Origin of the sequence: Micromonospora inaquosa (assembly GCF_003857055.1) — a bacterium.
GTDB lineage: Bacteria > Actinomycetota > Actinomycetes > Mycobacteriales > Micromonosporaceae > Micromonospora > Micromonospora inaquosa.
The window spans coordinates 19895-40447 of sequence record NZ_QGSZ01000356.1 but is presented as its reverse complement, the minus strand read 5'-3'; the positions used below and the strand labels follow the sequence as shown (position 1 = coordinate 40447).

Here is a 20553-nt window from a genome sequence, read left to right as displayed (position 1 = left end):
CCCGTTCCTAACCTCCACCCGACGTGTCTGTCTGCAGACCGGAGGGAAACGGGTGAAGACGAGATTGCGGGGTCCCCTGATCGGGGGGCTGGCGCTGGTTCTGGTGGCGACGCTGGGCGGGACGGAGGTCCTACCGGACCGGTATTCCGACGCAACGGACCGTGCGGACCGTACGGCGAGCGCCGTTGAGGACGCCGGTTTCCTCTCCCGGGTCGGTAAGGCCGCCGGAAGCCTGGTCGGAGGCGGAGGATCGGACCGGGCCAGGCCCGAGGCGGTCAGCGCCGCGTTGGCGGTCCACGAGAAACCGCCGCCGGCCAAGGTGTGGTCGCCGCAGAAGCGGGTCAAGGAGCTGACCGGCAAGCGCACCGCGAACAGCCGCGTCTACCAGCTCGCCGATGGGCGGACCCAGGCGGAGATCTCGGCGGTGCCGCTGCACTACAAGGATTCCAAGGGCCGCTTCCAACCCATCGACACCAAAGTCAAGCCCACCAACGACAAGGGCTACGTCCAGAGCAACCGGACCAACACCTTCACCAGCCTCTTCGGTGACAGCTCCAAGCAACTGGTCCGCTTCGAGCAGGACGGCCGCAGCATCGAGTTGGGCCTGGCCGGAGCCGCCAAGAGCGTGAGCCCGACGGTCACCGGTTCGACGGTCACCTACAAGAACCTGGCCGGTGGTGCGGACGTCGTCTACGACGTCACCGCCACCGCCCTCAAGGAGAAGATCGTGCTGCGCAAGGCCCCCGCCGGGCCGGCGTCGTACACGTTCACCCTCGACACGGCCGGCCTTACCGCGCAGCAGCGCCAGGACGGCTCCATCGCGTTTCTGGGCCGCGACGGCGGCGAGCCGGTCTTCGTGATGCCGGCGCCGTTCATGTACGACGACAAGGACGACGCGTCATCGCCGCACGGCAAGGTGTGGAGTGACAAGGTCTCCCAGCGTGTGCAGCAAATGTATGGGCAGACGACGGTCACGGTGTCCGCGGACGCCGCTTGGCTGGCCGACCCGGCCCGGGTCTACCCGGTGGTGATTGACCCGACCATCAAGATCCAACCGGTGCCGGACGACGCCCAGGACGTGGCGATCTATTCGGGTGCCACCACCACGAACTACAACGACACCTACCAGTTGAACGTGGGCACGACCGCGGCGGCCACCTGGCGTTCGTTGCTGAAGTTCAACCTGGACACGATCCCGGACAACACGCCGATCGACGACGCCCAGCTTCAGCTGTACTACTCGCAGACCCACACCCACTGGGCCTACGACGTGCCGATGCAGGCGCACCGGGTGACCGCGGACTGGACCGAAGACACCGCGACGTGGGGCACCATGAGCGACAAGCTCGCCGGTGCGCCAGCGGCCAACACCGTCACCAAGGACGACGGCGACGCCGGTACGTCGGTTACTGGATCGTGGCCGTACTCCGGGAACACCACGTTGACGCCGAAGGCGATCAACGGCGACTACAAGTACCACGCCAGCAGTCTTTCGACGGACACCCACACCTGGGTGCCGACCATCACCGAGTCTGGCGACTACCAAGTGGAGGTCCACTACGTGGGTGCCTCCGACCGACCGACGAACGCTCCGTACACGGTGCACTTCTCCGGCGGGTCCAAGAAGTACACCGTCGACCAGACCACGCCGTCCAGCGCGGGCAAGTGGTTGACGCTGGGAACCCATCCGTTCGTCGCGGGCACCACCGGCAAGGTGGTACTCAACGGCGTTCCGGGCACGTCCGCCAACGCCGACGCGGTGCGGTTCACCAAGGCCGGCGCGGTGAAGCAGTACGCCAAGTCCAGCGTCTGGAACTCGTTCCCGGTGCGCAACGTGGTGCAGGAGTGGGTCAACGGCACGGCGAACTACGGGTTCATGGTCAAGGCCCTCGACGAGGCGACCAAGGGTCGCGGCGGGCCGACCTACGAAGCCTCGGAGTACGCCTACAACAATGATCGCCGGGACTTCAACCTGCCGAAGCTGGTCGTGACGTATGGCCGGCAGGGTGTGACGGTGGCGCCGCCGACGACGATCACGTCGACGGGTGCGCTACTCGACTGGCCGGGGTACGCCGATCCGTCCACGTCGACCGGTGACGACATCGTCGAGTACCAGGTGCACCGTAGCGTGCACCAGAACTTCTCCCCGTCGGCGGCGACACTGATTGCCCCGGTCTCCACCGGCACACGGACGTACCAGGACACCACGGCGGTGCCGACGGCGGCCGACAACACCGACCCGATGGACCGGAAATTTTACTACTACATGATTGCGGTGAAGACCCGCGACGGGCAGGTGCTCGCCGGTCCGACACAGGCGGCGATGCTGCCCAAGGCGGGCCGGATCACCCGGATCTACCGCACCGGTCAGACCGACACGACACTGTCGGCGGGACGGCCGACGGAGAACGTGGACGTCTACGACGGCGACCCGTACGTCAGCCCGGGCAACAACTCGTCCTATTACGGCGACACCCGCGGTCTGGTCAAGTTCCCCGACCTGGCCGGGATTCCGAGCAGCGCGCAGGTGGTCGACGCGCAACTGCGGATGTACAACACCTACCTCTACCCGGGTGACGACACTGACGAGAACGTCGACGTCTACAGACTGACGACGGCGTTCGATGAGACCAAGGCGACCTGGCGCACCAGCAACGGCACCACCCCGTGGCTCACCACCGGCGGCGGTGGTGACTACGACGCCAGTTGGAAGGCGAGCTTCAACGGGTTCACCAACGATCCGGAGTGGGAGAACTGGAACGTCACGCCCGCGGTCAAGGGCTGGCTCGCCGCGCCCGCCGACAACAAGGGTTTCCTGTTGCGGCAGCGCGATGAGACTAACCAGACGGCGCGTGCGATGCTGCTGTCCTCCGAAGGCGCCGAGCCGATGCTGCGCCCGACGCTGGAGGTCACCTACCTGGAGCAGACCGCCGAGTCGACCTACTACGCGGCGGCCACGCCGAAGCTGACCACGCCGAACAGCAGCTACAGCGTGCCGGTGACCCTGTCGAACCCGACCCTGGCCGCCTGGAACCCGACGGACTGGGAGCTGGCGTACGACTGGAAGCGGGCCGACGGCACCACCGACGGCGCCGACGCCACCTACGAGCTGAAGACGCCACTGCCCGAGAGCATCCCGGCCGGTGGCACGGTCGACGTGACCGCGCAGCTGAAGACCCCGCCGTCGTCGACGGAGGGAAACAAGCGCACCGACTACGTGCTGCAGTGGGACCTGCGCAACAAGCTGACCGGTAGGAAGCTGTCGGAAACCGTCCCGGCGATCACGCCACTGCCGCAGAACGTGGCGGTCGAAGAGCCCACTTCGGACCAGCTTGGCCTGGAGAAGTTCTACTCGTACGCGGGGAAGAACACCGGCGCCGGCGGCACCCTCATGAACAACCTGTATGCCGGCAACACCGTCTGGTCGTACAACGCCCTCACCAACCCGTCGCGTGGCCTGTCGACGTTCGTGCGGATGTCCTACAACTCGCTGGACACCACCGACAGTGTCGCCGGGTTCGGCTGGTCGCTGCAGGCGTCGTCGATGATGCGCCTGGGCACTCCGCTGGACTTCCACCCGAACCCGAACCCCACCAAGGTCACCATGACCGATGGTGACGGCACCAGCCACTGGTTCACCTGGGACGCGGCGGCGAGTGAGTGGAAGAGTCCCAAGGGCGTCCACCTGTACCTGGAAAAGGTGACCAGTCTTGACTGCAAGCCGAACACGCAGGAGCCGCGGGCCTGGCGGCTGACCAAGCCGGACCGCACGCAGTTCTACTACGACTGCGAGGGCTTTCTCTCCAGTGCGGTGGACAACAACGGCAACGAGATGCGCTTCACCTACGAGGAGCGTAAGTCCAACAACAAGCCGACCAAGTTCCTGCGATACCTGACCGACGCAACCGGCCGGCAGACGTTGACCATCGACTACTACGCCAAGGGGCAGAGCTACTCCTACATCGACGACACCACCTGGGCCAAGGCGTCGGCGACCAACCTGACCAACCCGCACATCATCGATCACGTCTCGCAGATCACCGACATCTCGGGACGCAAGCTCACCTTCACCTACACGGACAAGGGTCTGCTCGGTGAGCTCATCGACGGTGCAGGGTCGACCAATGGCGACCCGAAGACGTTCAAGTTCGCCTACGACATGACGCAGGGAAACAAGAACGTCAAGCTGGTGAAGGTCACCGACCCGCGGGGCAACGCCACCGGCCTCGTCTACAACTACCCGCAGACCGGTGACGACCCCGCGTTCCACTGGACGACCAAGTCCTACTCCGACCGGCTCGGCCACCCGACCCAGTTCGGCTACGTAGACCCGGATGGCTCGCAGGGCAAGAACATCAACGCCACGGTCCTGGACGCGGAGAACCACACGACCGCGTACCAGATGGACGGTTATGGCCGGCCCGTCCAGACCAACAACGCCAAGTCCGAGATCACCAAGCTTGGCTGGGACGACGACCACAACGTCATCCGGCTGGAAGAGGCCAACGGTGCGGTCTCCACCTGGGCATACGATGCCAAGACCGGTTACCCGACCGAGACCAGGGACGCCGAGGCCGTCGCCAACGGCACGCCGGGCACCGTCCTGGCCTACCAGCGCCAGCTCAACGGCTATGTCGCGGACCTGACGGAGAAGACCAGCCCGGAGGGCCGTAAGCACACCTTCGGCTACGAGGCCGACGGCGACCTGGCGTGGTTGGTCGACCCGATCGGCAACACCACGTCAGATCCGGACGACTACCGGACCTCATACACGTATGACGCGTGGGGCCAGATGCTGACAGCGACCGACGCCAACGGCAACACCACGAAGAATGACCTGTTCGACGCGAACGGCTACCCGCAAAAGATCATCGACGCGAAGACGAAGGCGACGACGTTCGCCTACGACGTCCGCGGCAACGTCCTGAAGGTCACTGACGCCCACAGCAAGGACACCACCCAGACGTACGACACGTTCGGCCGTCCGCTGGAGAACAAGGCCCCGGTCAACCAGGCCGGCGGCGATTACATCACTACGCCGGCTCCGAAGTACGACGAGAACGACAACGTCTACGAGTCGTTCGCCCCGAACGGCGCCGTCACCACGGCGTCCTACGACAAGGCTGACCAGCTCAGCTACTCGCTGGCGCCGGTCGACGTCATGGGTGATCCGGAGCGAAGGACCTCCTACACCTACGACAAGGTTGGCAACCTGCTCACCACCACCGAGCCGAAGGGCAACCTGACGCCGTCAACCGGTGACTTCGTCACCACCAACGCCTACGACGAGATCTACCAGGTCACCAACGTCACGAACGCCGAGGGCCACAAGATCTCCTACGAGTACGACAACGTCGGCGACGTGAGAAAGGTGATCGACCCGCGGAAGAACGCGTCGACGTCGACCACCGATTACACAACGCTGTACGACTATGACAGGGCGCATCGGTTGATCAAGACCACGGACGCTCTGGGTAAGTTCTCGACCACCACGTTCGATCGTGATGGCCTGGTGAAGGCCACGACCGATCAGCTCGGTCAGACCACCGAGGTCGTTCTCGACCCACGGGGCAAGCCGAGTGAGGTCAAGGTGCCGCACAAGAACGAGGCTGGGACGATCACCTATCGCACCACCAAGTACGAGTACGACCAGGTTGGCAACCAGACCCGACTGATCACTCCGCGAGGCGTCGCGAGCACCGACGACCCGGACGACTTCGCCACGGTCACCGTCTACGACGAACTGAACCGGGTAAAGGAAACCCGGACCGCGTACGACAAGGACGATGCCCGCTACAAGACCGCAGATGTCACCACATACGAGTACGACGATGTGGGCCGGCTGGCGAAGGTCAGTGTGCCGCCGTCGGCGGGCGAGTCGGTCCGCAACGACACGACCTACAGCTACTTTGACAACGGTTGGACGAAGACCAGCAGCGACCCGTGGGACGTCGTCACGTCGTACGACTACAACAAGCTCGGTGCCCAGACCGCGCGCACGGTGACGTCGGCGGGTGGGTCGTCGAACCGGACGATGACCTGGTCATACTTCCCGGACGGCAAGCTCGCGTCCCGCACCGACGACGGCGTACCGGTCGGCAAGCACGTGGTCCTGGTAGACAACTCCGATTTCAACAACGTCACGGCTGCCGGCACCTGGACCACCGCGACGTCGGCGACCGGGAAACACGGCCCCAACTACGCCACCCGGCCGGCGGGGACCGGGACGAACACCTTCACCTGGCAGCTCAACGTGCCGCAGAACGGTACGTACGAGGTGTTCGCCCGTTACCCAGAGATCACCGGCGCCGCCACCGACGCGAAATACACCGTGAAGCACGGCGGCGGGGACGCAGTGAAGACGGTCGACCAAACCACCAACACGGGAACGTGGGTCAGCCTCGGCTCGTACAGCTTCGCCGAAGGCAACAGCCACAAGGTCACTTTGACCGACGAGGCTGGTGGAACCGTCGTCGCCGACGCGGTCAAGCTGGTCCGCGACAACTCGGGCGAGACTGACGACGAGAAGGTCGACTACCGATACCACTACGATCCGAATGGCAACCAGACGACGATCGAGGACAAGAGCCTCGACGCACTGATCGACGCCTACGAAATGACCTACACGGGCCTCAACCAGGTCGAGGAGGTCCGCGAGTACAAGACGGACGCGCTGAAGAACGCGACGTCCTTCACCTACAACGAGAACGGATCACCGCTGACGGTCGGGCACGACCGAAAATATGCCGCATACACGTACGAGGCGCGTGACCTGGTGGAGACCGTTGTCAACGGGGCGTCCGCGAACGATCCGGATAGGAAGACGACCAGCTTCACGTACACCGACCGGGGGGAGCGACTCCAGCAGGTCAAGGGCAACGGCAACCTCGTCAACTACACGTATTACCTGGACGGGCAGCCGAAGACCCAGGTTGAGAAAACGGCCGGCGGCAACCTGGTCGCGGACCACCACATGGAGTATGACCTCAACGGGAACCGCAAGCGCGATACGACGACCAAGATGGACGCCGACGACAATTCGGCGACTCTGAGCACGCAGTACGACTACACCTACGATCCGCGGGACCGGCTCGCGTCGGTCACCAAGACCGGCACCGGTGCCGGCGCCGAGAACTACGTCCATGACGCCAACAACAACGTCGTCAGTCAGTCGGTCGGTGGCGTCAACACCACGTTCGACTACGACCGAAACCGGTTGCTGACGTCGACGACCTCCGGGATCACGTCCTCGTACAACTACGATCCGTTCGGCCGCCTGAACACCGTCACCTCCGGTGGCACGCTGCTCCAGCGGAATGTCTACGACGGCTTCGATCGGATCATCGAGAACCGGACCAGCACATCCGTCACCAAGTACACGTTCGATCCGCTGGATCGCACCAGGACCGAGACGACCAACGCCGGCACCGGCCAGGAGAAGACCGTCACCTTCAACTACCTGGGTCTGTCGCGCGATGTCATCGACGAGGAGGTGGCGGGCTCGATCACGCGTTCCTACCACTACTCGCCCTGGGGCGAACGGCTCGCGCAGCTCACCCACAAGGCGGGCGGCACGACGGAGTACGCCTACTACGGGTACAACACGCGCACTGATGTCGAGGTGTTGACGGGGAGCAACGGAGACACGCTGGCCACCTACGGCTACAACGCCTACGGGAGCGACGATACGGCCCAGTTCACGGGTCTCGACAGGCCGGATCCCGCGAACCCGGACAAGGAGCCGTACAACACCTACCGGTACAACGCTAAGCGAGTGCAGGGTGGTGGCTCGGGAACCTACGACATGGGCTTCCGAAACTACGACCCGGGCCTCAACCGGTTCCTGACGCGAGACAGCTACAACGGCGCTCTGGCCGATCAACGGCTCGGCCTTGACCCGTGGAACGCCAACCGGTACGCGTTCGCCGGGGGTAACCCGATCTCCCGGGTCGAGATCGACGGTCACTCGTCGTGTAGTTGGAATCCTCTTACCTGGGGGGACTGCGCGGAGGACGCCTACAACGCGGCGGATGAATTCGTCACGAACACAGTTCCGGAGTTCGTTACCGAGGACATTCCCGAGTGGTGGGACGAGACCGCCGTGCCGGCGATGGAGGACGCGTGGGAGGACGTCAAGAAGGAAGCCGGTGAGGCCTGGGAGAACACGAAGGAGGTCGCCAACCAGGTCATGGACTCGGAGCTCGTCGCGGGCGCCGCCGACTGGTGGAACAAGTACGGCGGATATGTGGGCTTGGCGGCTGCGGGCCTCTGCATCATCATCTCCGCAGGTGCCTGCACCGGGCTGGCACTGATCGTCGCCGGGGCGAGCATCATGTCACGCGGCTACAACCTCCGGGAGAAGGAGAAGGCCGGGACAGCCACGGCGACGGACTACGCTGACACGTACACCGGTGCCTTCATGGATGGAATGTTCGCTGCGGTACCGGGGGCCCGCGTGGCCGGAGCCAAGTTCTGGGACACTCCGTACAATCACTTCGTTGCCGGATCTGCCGCTCAGGCGGGAGCCTGGACGGCTGGCCAGCTTTACCCGGGCGGCCTTCTGTTCAACCAATTTCTCGATGGTAAGTAGGCAGTCCGAGATCATGTCGTGACGACGTGTCGGGGGTCGCTAGGTGAAGTGCCCAGCGGCCCCCGACCACGGTGTTGAGGGAGCAGAAATGCGGCCTGACTTTGACGACCGCCGAGCGCGTGTACTTGTGGCCCTGATCGCCGTCTTGGCGATGCTGTTCCTGGTGGCTGCATCGTCAGTGGCGGGCGCGTTCTGGTTTCGCAATGGCACGTACAGCGACGGGCAGGTCGTCAGCGGGTTGGCGCTGGACGTCGTGCCGGGCCGACAGGGCGAGGCGAAGGTTGAGTACTTTGTCGATGCCACCCGGTATGAGGCCTGGGTCTACTGTGGCACTTCCTGCCCGAACGAGGGCGACCGCATGGAGGTCGAGTACTCCGCCGGTGATCCGACGGAGGTGGTCCGGAACCGGACGCGTCCGTACTCGGCATTGGCCGTGGGGGCGCTGTCTCTCACTGCCCTCGGAATCGTGGCCTGTGTGGTTCTGCTGCGCCGCGACATGGTGGCGCAACGTCGGTGAGGCGCCGCCGCTCCGGCGACGGCATTGAGAATATTCGGGATCGACCCCGGAGGTGGCTTCAACAATGACGAATGGGTTTGACGATGAAGAATGAAAGCCCCGCCGTTCAAGAGGGGAAGGTGTCCGTCACCTTCAGCCGCCCGGCCGGTAGCTTCCTCTACTCGGCCAGCAAGCCCCGGCTGTCACTCGACGGCGGGGAGCCGATGACGCTTTCCTGGGGCACTCACCGTCTTTCGGTCGCCGCAGGTCGCCATCGCGTACAGGCATGGGTGCCCTACATCCTCCCTCTTCGGGCTGGTCGCGCAGAGGCGGTTGTCGCTGTCGGGTCCGGGCGAACCGCCGAGATCGAGTACGTTGCACCGGTGGTCACTTTCGCAAAGGGCTACCTTGGGGCGCCGACTCGGCGGAGCGCGAAGCGCTCCTCGATGGTGATGACCTTCAATGGTATTGCTGTTGCCCTCTTCGTGCTCATGCTGGCGGTAACACTCCTGGCGAGGTAGTGACCGAACGCGCGACCGGGTCCTAGTTGGTGTCGAACAGGGTTCGGTCGTCCACCAATCGTCGTGGCGGGAATGCCCTCGCAGCCCTCGCAGCCCTGGCCGCCCTGGGCATTCCCGTGGCTCGGTATCCGGTGTGGCGACTCTCTCGCGGGTCGTCTAAGAGCCCTGCACCCGGGGCCCGCCTACCGAAGCGCCCGATTTGTTGCCTACCATCAGATCACGGAGCCAGTCGGTTCGGGCGGCCTGGTTGCACAACCATCCCGGGCGTTTTTTCTGCCAATTCCGTTACATCGACACGCCGTCGTCAAACATAGACGTTCGTCACCATTTCGATGCCCCGTGCAAGTCTTGTCGTGCCGATGCGACGCCGCCTAGCCTGAGAGCGCGCTCAAGGTTCAACGGGGGAGCGGTGAGATGAAGATCGATATTCGATTGTTGGGCAATGTGGAGCTACGGGTCGATGGTCGGCTCGTGACGGTAAGTGCCGCAAAGCGTCGTGCGGTGCTCGCCGGGCTTGCCCTTGAGGCGAACCGGCCGGTCTCGCTGGACCGGCTATCGAACATGGTCTGGGCGGATGCCACTCCCGCGTCGGCGGTGGCGAACCTCCGCTCTCACGTGGCCGGCCTACGCCGCGCGGTAGGCGACCGGATCGTCGCCCACCCGGGCGGGTACGAGCTGCGGTTGGCCGCGGGCGAGTTGGACGTCGTCGAGTTTCTCCGCCTGGCGGGGGACGCTCGGGCGGGACGTGACAGCGGCAACGCCGTGGCCGTGATCGTCCAGCTCACCGATGCCCTCGCCCAATGGCGCGGGCCAGCCGGTGGGGGTGTACCGCGCAGCACCTCCTTGGACAATCGGTGGGCGACGCTGGACGAGCAGCGGCTGCAGATCTTCGAGGAGTTGGCCGAGGTTCGGTTGACTGTCGGTGAGCACGCCGACTTGCTCGCCGGTCTGCGGGAGCACCTTGCGGCCCATCCGTTGCGGGAACGGGCGTGGGGTCAGTTGATGCTCGCCCTCTACCGATGCGGCGACACCCCCGCCGCGCTGTCGGCGTACCGAGCCGCCCGAGACAGCCTCTACCACCAACTCGGCATCGAGCCGGGCAGCGAGCTGGCGACACTGCACCGCTCGATGCTCGACCGGTCGCCTGAGCTGAGCTGGGTGCCGCCCGTGTCGGCTGCGTGGGTCGAGCGGGTCGTTGTTGCCCGTACGCCCGAGCCGGCCGTCGACGAGGGCCGGGTGGCGCCCCGTGAGCTTCCGGCGGACCTGGTCGCCTTCGTGGGGCGTACCCGGGAACTGGCCGACGTGGTCGCCGCGGTGACTGGCCCGACGCCCGCTGTCGCGGTCGTCTGCGGCACCGCTGGCGGTGGTAAGTCCGCGCTCGCGGTCCGCGCCGCTCACACCGTCGCGGACGCCTTCCCCGATGGTCAGGTCTACATCGACCTCGGGTACCGGACCGATGTGGCGGCCGAGGAAGTCGTCGCACGGGTGCTGCGCAGCCTCGGCGTCGCCGCCGTCGACGTTCCGAAGCGCCCAGAGGAGTGGGTCGGTCGGCTCCGCTCCCAGCTCTCCGGCCGCCGGATCCTCGTGGTGCTGGACGGGGTCACCCACGCAGCGCAGGCGCGCCCGCTGATCCCCGCCGGTCCCGGGCCCGCGCTTGTCGTGGTCGGCCAGCGCCAGTTGCAGAGTCTCGACGGGGTACGTCGGATCACGGTCGGCGCGTTCGGTGACGCCGAGGGGCGGGTCCTGCTCGGCGTGCTGGCGGGCCCGGAGCGCCTCGACGCCGATCCTGCCGCGACGCGTGAGCTGCTCCGGCTCTGTTCCGGCTCGGCCCTGGCCCTGCGGGTCGCTGGCGCCCGACTGGCCGGCCGACCGGCGTTGCCCGTAGGTCGGCTGGTCGAGCAGGTCGGCGACGGGCGTGGGCGGCTGGACTGGCTGGCCCACGGTGACCTCTCCATGCGAGATCGACTCGCCACCGGCTACGCAGCGGTCCGCTCGGAGGACGAGGTGGCCGGTCGGCTCTTCGAGCTGCTCGGCGGCGCACCGGACGGGCAGTTGCTGCCGGACGGCGCCGCGGCGCGGCTCGGCGTCAACACCGAACGGGCGTGGCGGGCACTGGAGGAGCTGATCGACACGCACTTGGTCTACCTCGACGAGCCCGGCAGGTACCGCCTCCCGGCGTTGGTCCGCGAGTACGCCGCCGAACTGGCCGCGCTGCCGTCCGTGCAAGGGCAGCCGAGCAACGGGCGGCGTCCGCTCCCGATGACGGTCCGGCGCTGACCGGTTTGCTCGGGCACTTCCGAAGGGGCGCGGACGCGACGATCGGTCAGATGGTGATCGAACCTATTCGGTGAGCACCTTCACGGAGTCGGCGAGCCCGTCGTTTCGGTTGACACCGACGAAGAATTCGCTCCCCACATGGGTGACATCTTCGATCTCGTCGGTCAGGTTGTTCCCCGGAATGCCGATGTCGCTCTCCACGTCGCCGCCGGACCAGTTGTACTGGTACACCCAGTTCCATCCGGTGGTGGGCGTGGAGGTGTTGATCGACCTGGTGTTCCAGATGTAGTTCTCCGAGCAGTCGATGCCTTGGTCGGACCGATTATCGTGGCTGGTCAGGTTGCTCTTCACCAGCGTCCATCCACTCGTGAGCGCGCCGGCACCGGGATGGGTCCACAGGCTGCCCAACCGCCGAGCGGCATATTTGCCAGCCCCGCCGGCAGCCGTCGCGCTGTAGCAGAGGCCGCTGATGTTGCCTATCGGTAGGCGCACTTCCCCGGTAGTGCCGACAGACCCGTCGGCGTTCAGGCGCACGATTGTCACCTTGTCGCTCAGAAACGCGGACTGGCTCCCCTGAGTGGCAATCAAGGCCGGACCCTGGCCCAGGTAGTTCGAGTTGTAGGCGAGGTCGTTACCGTGGCCGAGGGTGGGTATCGAGGTTGGCGCCCCGGCGCAGACCCAACTGGTGCCGTCCCAGGTTGAGCCGTCCCGCAACCACCTGGACAGGACCGGTTCCGCGCCGGCCGCCTTCGTGAAGATGATGTAGAGCTGGCCGCCCGGCCCTGCCACCATGCCCTGCATGACCGTACGGCCGGCCTTGCACGCACTGCTGTTCGGGATGTTCAGCCGTTCCGCCCCGCTCCTGTTGGTGGCGGCGTAGGCAGCCGCCGCCGGGGCGATGGCGATTCCCATCGCCAGTGCGAGCACGGACGCGACGCTCGACAGTTTCTTCACCTGGGTGTCTCTCCTTCAGGGGCCAAGGCGAGCGCATGGTATCAGTTGATGCCGACCCGTCTATGTGACGTCCGCGCGGTACGGCAGGGCGACGACGCCAACCGGGGTCGCTGATTGGTTGCCCGGTCGGGACGGGACTGCCTAGCGTGTCACCGTGCAGATCATTGGTCCTGGTGCATGTGGGCGCGTCGGGTGAGTGGCCGTCTTCGCGAGATTGCTCGACAGACGGTCGCGATCGCCGAGTCGGGAAGCTATCGCAACGGCACCGGGAATGATGTTGTCATCGGTGGGTCCGTCCGTGCCGCGGTCGCCGGCACTCGTCATCACCTGCCGGACGAGGTGCTCCCGGTGGGAAGCCCGGGGCCTGGCGCCGGCAAGGTCGAGGTGACGGACGAGTCGACGTTGCAGGCGGCCGGTCGGCTTGGACCGGGTGCGGCGTGCCTGGTGTTCGCGTCGGCCAAGAACCCCGGTGGCGGGTTCCTTGGTGGGGCCAAGGCGCAGGAGGAGAGCATCGCTCGTTCGTCGGCGCTGTACCCGTGTCTCCTCGCCGCGCCGGAGTTCTACGCGTTCCATCGCGGACAGCCGGATCTGCGATACAGCGACCGGGTCATCTACTCCCCGGGCGTGCCGGTGTTCCGCGACGACAGGGGCAACCTGCTCGATCAGCCGTACTCGACGGCCTTCCTGACCGCTGCGGCGCCGAACCTGGGCGCGATCCTCCGCAACCAGCCCGAGCACGCGGCGGACGTGCCGGCGGTGCTGGCCCGGCGTGCCCGGCGGGTGCTGGAGGTCGCCGCCGCGCACGGGCATCGGACGATCGTGTTGGGTGCGTGGGGGTGCGGGGTCTTCCGCAACGATCCCGCCACGGTGGCGGGCGCTTTCGCCGACGCACTGCAGGTGGTCGACCGATTCGACCACGTGGTGTTCGCCATCCACGACGGCCTGCCCGGCACACCCGTCTATCGCACGTTCGCGAAACGTTTCCCAGGAGCTGCCGCGAGGTCGGCGGGAGACCACGGCTGGTAGGCAGTCAAGCTGCGCGGGATCTAAGCGCGACGAACCAGGCGTCGTCGATGCGACGCAGCCAGATGACGTCGGAGTACGGCGACCCGTCCAACCGTCCTGAGATTGTGGCGCGAACCTCGGCATCGGACGCTGTCGTGTCGAACCGGCGGTCCGACACGACGAGACGACCGCCACCGAGTTCGGTGAGTCGCCGGCTGATCTCAGCCGACGAGTCGGTGCCCGGATCCGCGAGGTCGGTGAGCTTTCCACGATCGCGGTCGTGAAGTGCGGTGACGTAGTCGGCCACGGCGGCCTCGGGCGAGGTGGCGCCACCGGGAGCCGCGAACCGAAGAAATAGGACCGTCACGATCACCGCACATGCGGCGAAGATGCCACCGACAAGGATCCATCTTTGCCGCCTCATGTCCCGTGAGCATACGTCGGTAGTCGTGGTCGGAGCCTCCGCGATCCTTTCCACGGAGGCTCCGACCACTGCTGGGTGATGCGGTTCGGCTAGCTCACAGGCGCGGGTCCTGTTGGACCTTCACGGCGTTGAGGATCGGGTCGCCCTCGCCCTTCTCGCGGAGCAGCTCGATCTTCAGGTCGCCACCGGTGTGCTCGACGGTGACGCTGTTGAGGTCCGCGGTCAGCGCACCCACCTTCGCCTGCACGTCGTGGTCGTGGAGCACGGGCTTGCCGTCGACCAGGACATCGAAGGCGCGCTTGCCGGCCTTGACCTTCTCGATCTCCGCGAAGTCGAGACCGATCCGGTACTTCCCGGCGGGGGCGTTCTTGAACACGTAGCTGAACGTCTCGCCGGTCCGCTGGGTGCGGAACAGCGCGTCGTCCTCCGTGCCGGCGATGTCGGCCTTGGTGTTACGCGCCTTGCCGCCGACGTAGCCCCACGACAGCTTGCCGAGCCCCTGGTCGGGCGACCAGACGAAGCCGTCGGCACCGACGTGCCCGGACCCGCCCACGTCGACGCCCTGCCAGTAGGCCGAGGTCGCCAGGCGGACCGACTTGAGTTGGGTCTCGCCCTTGCCGGCGTTCGACGCCACGAGCACGTCCCCGAGGAGCACACCGGGCTCGACGCCGGCGTTGTCGGCCGTCGCCTTGACCGTGGTGGACTCCCCGGCCGCGAGCGTGACCGTGCCGGTTGCGGCCGCACCCGTGAGGGTCAGCCACGAAAGGTCCGCGGCCTCGTGCCCGCCGTCGCTGGTGCGCTTCTGCTCGCTGAGCCGCACCTCGAGCGGGGCGGAGCCGGTGTTGGCCACTGTCACGTCGGCCGTCGCCTTCTGGCCCTTGTCGAGGAGCCAGTCGAAGTCACCTCCGGTGACGGTGGCGATGCCCGTGGTCAACGCCGTGTCGACCACCTCGGCCTGGTCCTTCCTGGTGATGGTCACGGGGTGGCTGGCGGTGACGTAGTTCGGCGCCTCGATCTGCACGGTGTTCTCGCCGACCAGCGCCTGGGCCTTCCACCGGCCCTTCACGTCGGTCGTGATGACCCGCTCACCGGCCGGCCCCTTGAGGGTGACGATCGCGCCCTCGATCGGCTTGGCGTCGTTCTTGTCGGTGATCGTGCCCTCGATCGTGCCGGCGGCCGGGAGGGTGTACTCCAGGCCCAGACCGGCCTTCAGGACGGGTTGGTTGAAGGAGTGCTGGCCCGCGGGGTTGCGCGTCAGACTCTCCACACCGACCGTCGCCGACGACCCTCGGGTCAGGGGGTTGTCGCCGCCGACGCCGTCGCCGTACCCGATCTGGATTCGTCCGTCGGCGATCAGGGTGACCGAGAAGCTCACGCGAGCCGTCCGGTCGTTGTAGAAGGCGGCGTTGCGCCACTCGATGACCTCCGCCGCCACGCCGTCCACCTCGGTCCTGCCGAAGTAGATGCCGGCCTCGTCGTCGACGATGAGGTCGTCCCAGAACGGATAGATCGCGTCGATCGGACTGGACGTGGGCAGTGCCGTGTTGCCTCCCGACGTGTTGGCGCGGTCGAAGGTCAGCGTGCCGTTCGTCGTCACGCACACCCCGTCCCAGGCCGTGTCGTAGAACGGGAACAGGAAGCTGGTGTCGAACCACAGCACGCCGCAGAGGTCATCGCCGTGCCACCCGGACTCCTCCGTGCCCTGGCGGTAGAGCCCGTCGGTCACCTTCATCGCGTACGAGCGACCGGCGGGGGCGACCGGCACGGGGCCCGGCTCCGGCTGCTCGGGCTGGGGCTCCGGCTCCGCCGCGTCTGCGCGCGGGTCGAGCGTCACCCGCAGCGCGGCGATGGTCGGGGCCTTCAGGCCCTTCGAGCCCCGCAGCTCCACGGTCAACGGTCCGCCCTCGTGCTTCACGGCAGCGGTGCGCCAGTCGGCGGTGTTCGGCCCTACGGCCGCGGCCGGGTCGTACGCGTACTCGGTCAGCGCTCCGTTCACGAGGACGTCGAACACCCGCTTGCCCTTGGCCACCTTGTCGATCTCGGCGAACCCGAAGTCGATCGCGTAGGTGCCCTTGGGAGCGTCGGGGAAGCGGTAGAACAACTGCTTGTCCGGCGTGGTGCGCTGCGACTGGAACAGGGCGTCGTCCGTCGTGCCGTCGATCCCGGCCTTCGTGGAGGCGACCTTCGTCTTCCCCTCGTAGCCCCACGCCGTCTTGCCGGCGGCCTGGTCGGCGGACCAGGCGTAGCCGGAGCCGTCGGTGAACTGTGAGCCGCCGGCGTTGACGCCGACCTGGTACTTCGTGGTCGTGAGCGTCACCGGGACGTAGGTCTTGGACTGGCGTCCGGAGTCGGATCGCACCACGATGTTCGCGCCGAGGACCCCCGGCTTGGCGTCCTTCGAGGAGATGGAGACCTTGACGGTGGTCGACTCGCCCGGGGCGAGGGTGCCGCCGGTCGAGGAGAGCGCCAGCCACGGCAGGTCGGTGACCAGGTCGTCCTCGACGTCGACCAGCACGACGTCATCGGCGATCTGGTCCGTCGCCCACAGCGCTCCGGTCGCATCGGTTTCGAGGCCGCCGCCCTGGCCCACCTTCTGGCCGGGGAACCACCACGCGTTCACCAGCGAGCAGTCGTCGGGGTCGACCTGCAGCAGGCGGGTGGGCCGGTTCGAGGTGAGGTCGGTGTACCAGATGGTGTCGGACGCCTGGTTGTAGGCCAGGCCCATCACCTCGGGCAGCGGCGGGGCGCAGAAGGACAGCAGCGCACCCGCGTTGTCGTGCGACGTCCCGGCGACCGTCCCGATCATGCCGTTCGCCCGGCCGCCGACGTAGAACACGTCCTGGGTCGGGTTGTAGGCGAGGCCGGTCAGTTGCAGCGTCGACCAGTCACCCTTGATCTGCCGGGTTTCCTTCCCGGTCTGCCGGTCGAAGCAGTGGATGTAGCTGGCCGGGCTGTCCTCCATCTGGCACATGTCACCGGTCTTGGTGTCCAACGCCATGTCGAACGCCCGGTACGCGGGGTTCCACGACGCGTCGAAGACCTTCCCGGTCGGTTTGCCCGTCACCGTGTAGGCGGTGTTGGTCCGCGCGATGTAGTCGTGGACCCAGACGTCGCCGTCGTACCCGATGCCGGAGGGCTCCTTCTCCGCGATCGTGCCGGGGATGGCGATCCGGGTGATGACGTCACCGCCGGCGGTCGGGCCGACCTTGGCGGCCGCCTGTGCTTCCGCCGTGCTCTTCGTCGCCGCCTTGCCGTCGACGTTCGACGGCTTCATGCCGCTCGCGCCGGCCTTCCAGGCGGCGAGGTCGATCATGCTGTCCGCGCCCTTCCCGGTGCGCCCGGTGGCGCCGGTGGCGTCCAGGTCGGGGTGGCGGGCGGCCTCGCCCAGGGTGTACGTGAGTGGGGCGGAACCGTTGTTGGTCAGCGTCAGCGCGCCCGCACCGTTCTGGTCGGTGCCCAACAGCGCGTCGAGTCCGTCGGCCTTCAGGCCGGCGGCACCCGTGGTCAGACGCGCGTCGATCTTGGCGCTCGCGTAGAGCTTGTCGAGGGAGAAGGGGTACGCCGCGGTGGTGTAGTTCGCCGCGTCGACCGTCATGGTGTAGTCGCCGACCGGAAGCTGACGGTGCACGATGCCCGTCGCGTTGGTCGTGACGGTCTCGACGAGCCCCACCTTGTTCGTGAAGGAGACCTTGGCATCGGCCACCGGCAGCCCGTCGTTCTGGTCGACGACGGTCGCGTCGAGGTACCCGAAGTCCGGCATGTCGTAGGTGACGGTCATCCCGTCGCGCAGCACCGGGGCGCTGTCGGAGAACCGGATGCCGTCGACGCCGGCCCAGCCCTGGATGCCGGTGACGGCGTGCGAGCCGGCGGTCACCGGGTCGTCGGCCCCGACGCCGTCGCCGTACCCGAAGATCACCGTGCCGGAGCGGGTGAGCGTGGCCGAGAAGTTGACCGGCTCCGTGTAGTCCGATCGGTCCGGATAGGCCCAGAGCTTGGCGTTGCGGTACTCGACGACGAACGCGTCCTCGCCGTTGACCTTGGTGGCTGCCGTGAAGACGCCGCCGCCGGCGGCGAACTCGACGGGGGTCTGGACGTAGAACGGGAAGATGCCCGCACCGCCGCTGCCGGGTCCGGTGCTGGTGTCCGGGGATATCACGCCGCGCCGGCCGATGCCGAGGGTGTCGTGGCTGCCGTTGTAGAGCGCGATCGGGAATGGCAGCTTGACCGTCGCCCACACGCCGCTGGTGAAGGTGACCGGGTCGGTGCCGCGCAGGTACTCACCTTCGGAGACGGCGCAGCTGTAGCCGCCCTTGTCGACGACGAGCCCGACGGGAATCTCGGGCGACTCGTTCTGCGCGCCGACGGTCAGCGGCACGGTCGTCGGCGAGAAGCAGGCGTTGGGCTTGACGTTCAGCTTGTAGCCGCCCTCGGGGACAGCGGTGATCGTGAACGCGCCGTTGGCATCCGTGCGTACCGGCTTCAGCGGCGTGTTCATGACTGTGACGTCAGCGTTCCCGACGGGCTGCTTCTTGTCGTCGATGACCCGGCCGCTGATGTCGTGCCTCGCGGCGGCGGTGAGCGGCAGCTTGACGGAGGTGTCCTGGCCGAGGGTGACAGTGACGTTGGCGGTCGCGGTCAGGTAGCCGAAGACCTTGGTGCTGAGCTGGTAGTCACCGACCGGAAGGTTCGTGGTGAACCGACCGTCCTTGTCGGTTCCGATCGACCGGCTGAACGGTCCGCTGATCGTCACCTCGGCGGCGGGCACCGGGGCACCGTTGGCGGTGACGACACCGGTCAGGGTGCCTCCCGTGCGGGGCGCCAGCTCAAGCAGGCGGACGAGGTCGAGCCGGCCTTCGCCGTACTTGTTGTTGAAGGCGGCGGTGCCGCCACACTCGGTGTCGTCGACGTCGACGGCCGACGCGGCGAGCAGGCGGCGGGTCTCCTCGACCTGCCCGATCAGGGTCGGGTCGTAGCTCCACAGCGCTGCGGCGGCACCGGCGACGTGGGGTGACGCCATCGAGGTGCCGGACATCTCGACGTAGCTGTTGTTCGGGTAGGACGACCGGACTGCCTCGCCCGGAGCGGAGATCTCCGGCTTGATCCGACCACCCTCACCCTCGCCCTTGCGGGAGAACGACGCGAGCGTGCCGTCCGACGAGTACGCGCCGACGGAGTAGGCACTCTCGGCGGAGCCGGGCGAGGAGACGGTGTCGCAGGCCGCGTAGGGCGCGGTGTTGCCCGATGACCAGACGCTGAAGATGCCCGCGGCGGTCCAGGCCTCGTCGATGGCCTGGAAGAAGTCGTCGAAGCTGTGCTCGACGGTCTGGCCCCACGAGTTGTTGATGATGTGGGGACGCTTGGACGGGTCCGGGTTGTTCCCCTGGACGTCGGTCGGGGCGAGCAGCCACCAGCCGGACCGCAGCAGCGATTCGACGCCGCTGCTGTCGCAGCAGCCGTTCGTCGCGATCCACTGCGCGTCCGGGGCGACGCCGACGTGGTTGGTGCCGTCGTCGCCGACCATGGTGCCCATGGTGTGCGTGCCGTGTCCGTTGTCGTCACACGGTGCGTCAGCGCACGTGCCTCGGGTGGCCATCCAGTTGTAGTTGTGGTCGGCAGTGCCGTCGGGCTTCGTGCCGCGGTACTGCCGCGTGAGGGCGGGGTGGTCGAACTGGACGCCCGAGTCGAGGTTGGACACGGTGATGCCCGCACCGGTGGCGCCCATGGCCCACGCCTCGGGGGCGTGGATGGCGTCCAGGCCCCACGAGACGGTGCCTTCCGCGGCGGTCTTCGGGGCGGCGGGGCGGGCGGCCTGGTCAGCCGGGATCTTCTCGTCCACGGGCTCGACCAGCGCGACCTGCGGCGTCGCGTGGATCTCGGCGACCTGCACCTTCGAGGCCACGTTGAGGGCGAGCTTTTCGGTGCCGCCCTTGACCAGCACGGTGTTGGCGATCGGGTAGGAGGTGTATTTGACACCTGCCCGGTCGAGTTCGGCGGAGACGGATGCCAGGGAGTCCTTCGCCGCTGCGGTCAGCGCCTGGTAGACGAACTGGCCGCGAGCGTTCCAGTCGGCGATCTTCTTCGCCGGCCCGAGGTCGGGTCTGGTGTCGAAGGTGATCCAGAAGTCGGAGGCCGGCTCCGAGCGGAAACGGTCCTTCAGGTTCGACGCGATCTTGTTGGCGGCCGCGCCGGAGTCCGGCTCGGCGGCGGACGCCGGTGTTGGCGGGGTCATGCTCAGGCCGACCGCTACGGCAAGCGTTGCCGCGAGGGCTTTGAGTCTCATGGGGGT

General features: G+C 67.0%; 8 protein-coding genes. 5 read left to right on the top strand and 3 right to left on the bottom strand.

The genetic code is table 11. The annotated features are described in order from the left end of the window. Nucleotides 1-52: 52 nt before the first annotated feature. From DLJ59_RS32540 to DLJ59_RS32525, 4 genes are all read left to right on the top strand, one after another. Nucleotides 53-8590, top strand: coding sequence for a golvesin C-terminal-like domain-containing protein (locus tag DLJ59_RS32540; protein WP_124777863.1), 8538 nt, complete (start codon nucleotides 53-55; stop codon nucleotides 8588-8590). 88 nt (nucleotides 8591-8678) lie between these two features. Continuing rightward, the gene (locus DLJ59_RS32535; RefSeq protein WP_124777861.1) at nucleotides 8679-9107 is read left to right on the top strand and encodes a hypothetical protein; all 429 of its coding nucleotides are present in this window, start codon (nucleotides 8679-8681) and stop codon (nucleotides 9105-9107) included. 83 nt (nucleotides 9108-9190) lie between these two features. After that, nucleotides 9191-9607 (top strand): hypothetical protein, encoded by a 417-nt coding sequence (locus DLJ59_RS32530; RefSeq protein ID WP_124777859.1) that lies wholly within the window; start codon nucleotides 9191-9193, stop codon nucleotides 9605-9607. A gap of 414 nt (nucleotides 9608-10021) precedes the next feature. Beyond that, the gene (locus DLJ59_RS32525) at nucleotides 10022-11884 is read left to right on the top strand and encodes an AfsR/SARP family transcriptional regulator (RefSeq protein ID WP_124777857.1); all 1863 of its coding nucleotides are present in this window, start codon (nucleotides 10022-10024) and stop codon (nucleotides 11882-11884) included. A 63-nt stretch (nucleotides 11885-11947) separates the two neighbouring features. Here DLJ59_RS32525 and DLJ59_RS32520 read toward each other — a convergent pair whose 3' ends face one another. Then, nucleotides 11948-12838, bottom strand: coding sequence for a hypothetical protein (locus tag DLJ59_RS32520; protein WP_124777855.1), 891 nt, complete (start codon nucleotides 12836-12838; stop codon nucleotides 11948-11950). Between the two features lie 192 nt (nucleotides 12839-13030). Here DLJ59_RS32520 and DLJ59_RS32515 point away from each other — a divergent pair, with 192 nt between their 5' ends. Then, entirely contained in the window at nucleotides 13031-13864 is an 834-nt protein-coding gene (locus DLJ59_RS32515; protein ID WP_124777853.1) for a TIGR02452 family protein, read from the top strand. 4 nt (nucleotides 13865-13868) lie between these two features. Here DLJ59_RS32515 and DLJ59_RS32510 read toward each other — a convergent pair whose 3' ends face one another. Continuing rightward, a complete protein-coding gene (locus DLJ59_RS32510; protein ID WP_124777851.1) occupies nucleotides 13869-14267 on the bottom strand; it encodes a hypothetical protein in 399 nt (132 codons plus the stop codon). A gap of 94 nt (nucleotides 14268-14361) precedes the next feature. Further along, entirely contained in the window at nucleotides 14362-20547 is a 6186-nt protein-coding gene (locus tag DLJ59_RS32505; protein ID WP_124777848.1) for a S8 family serine peptidase, read from the bottom strand. Between the last annotated feature and the right edge of the window lie 6 nt (nucleotides 20548-20553).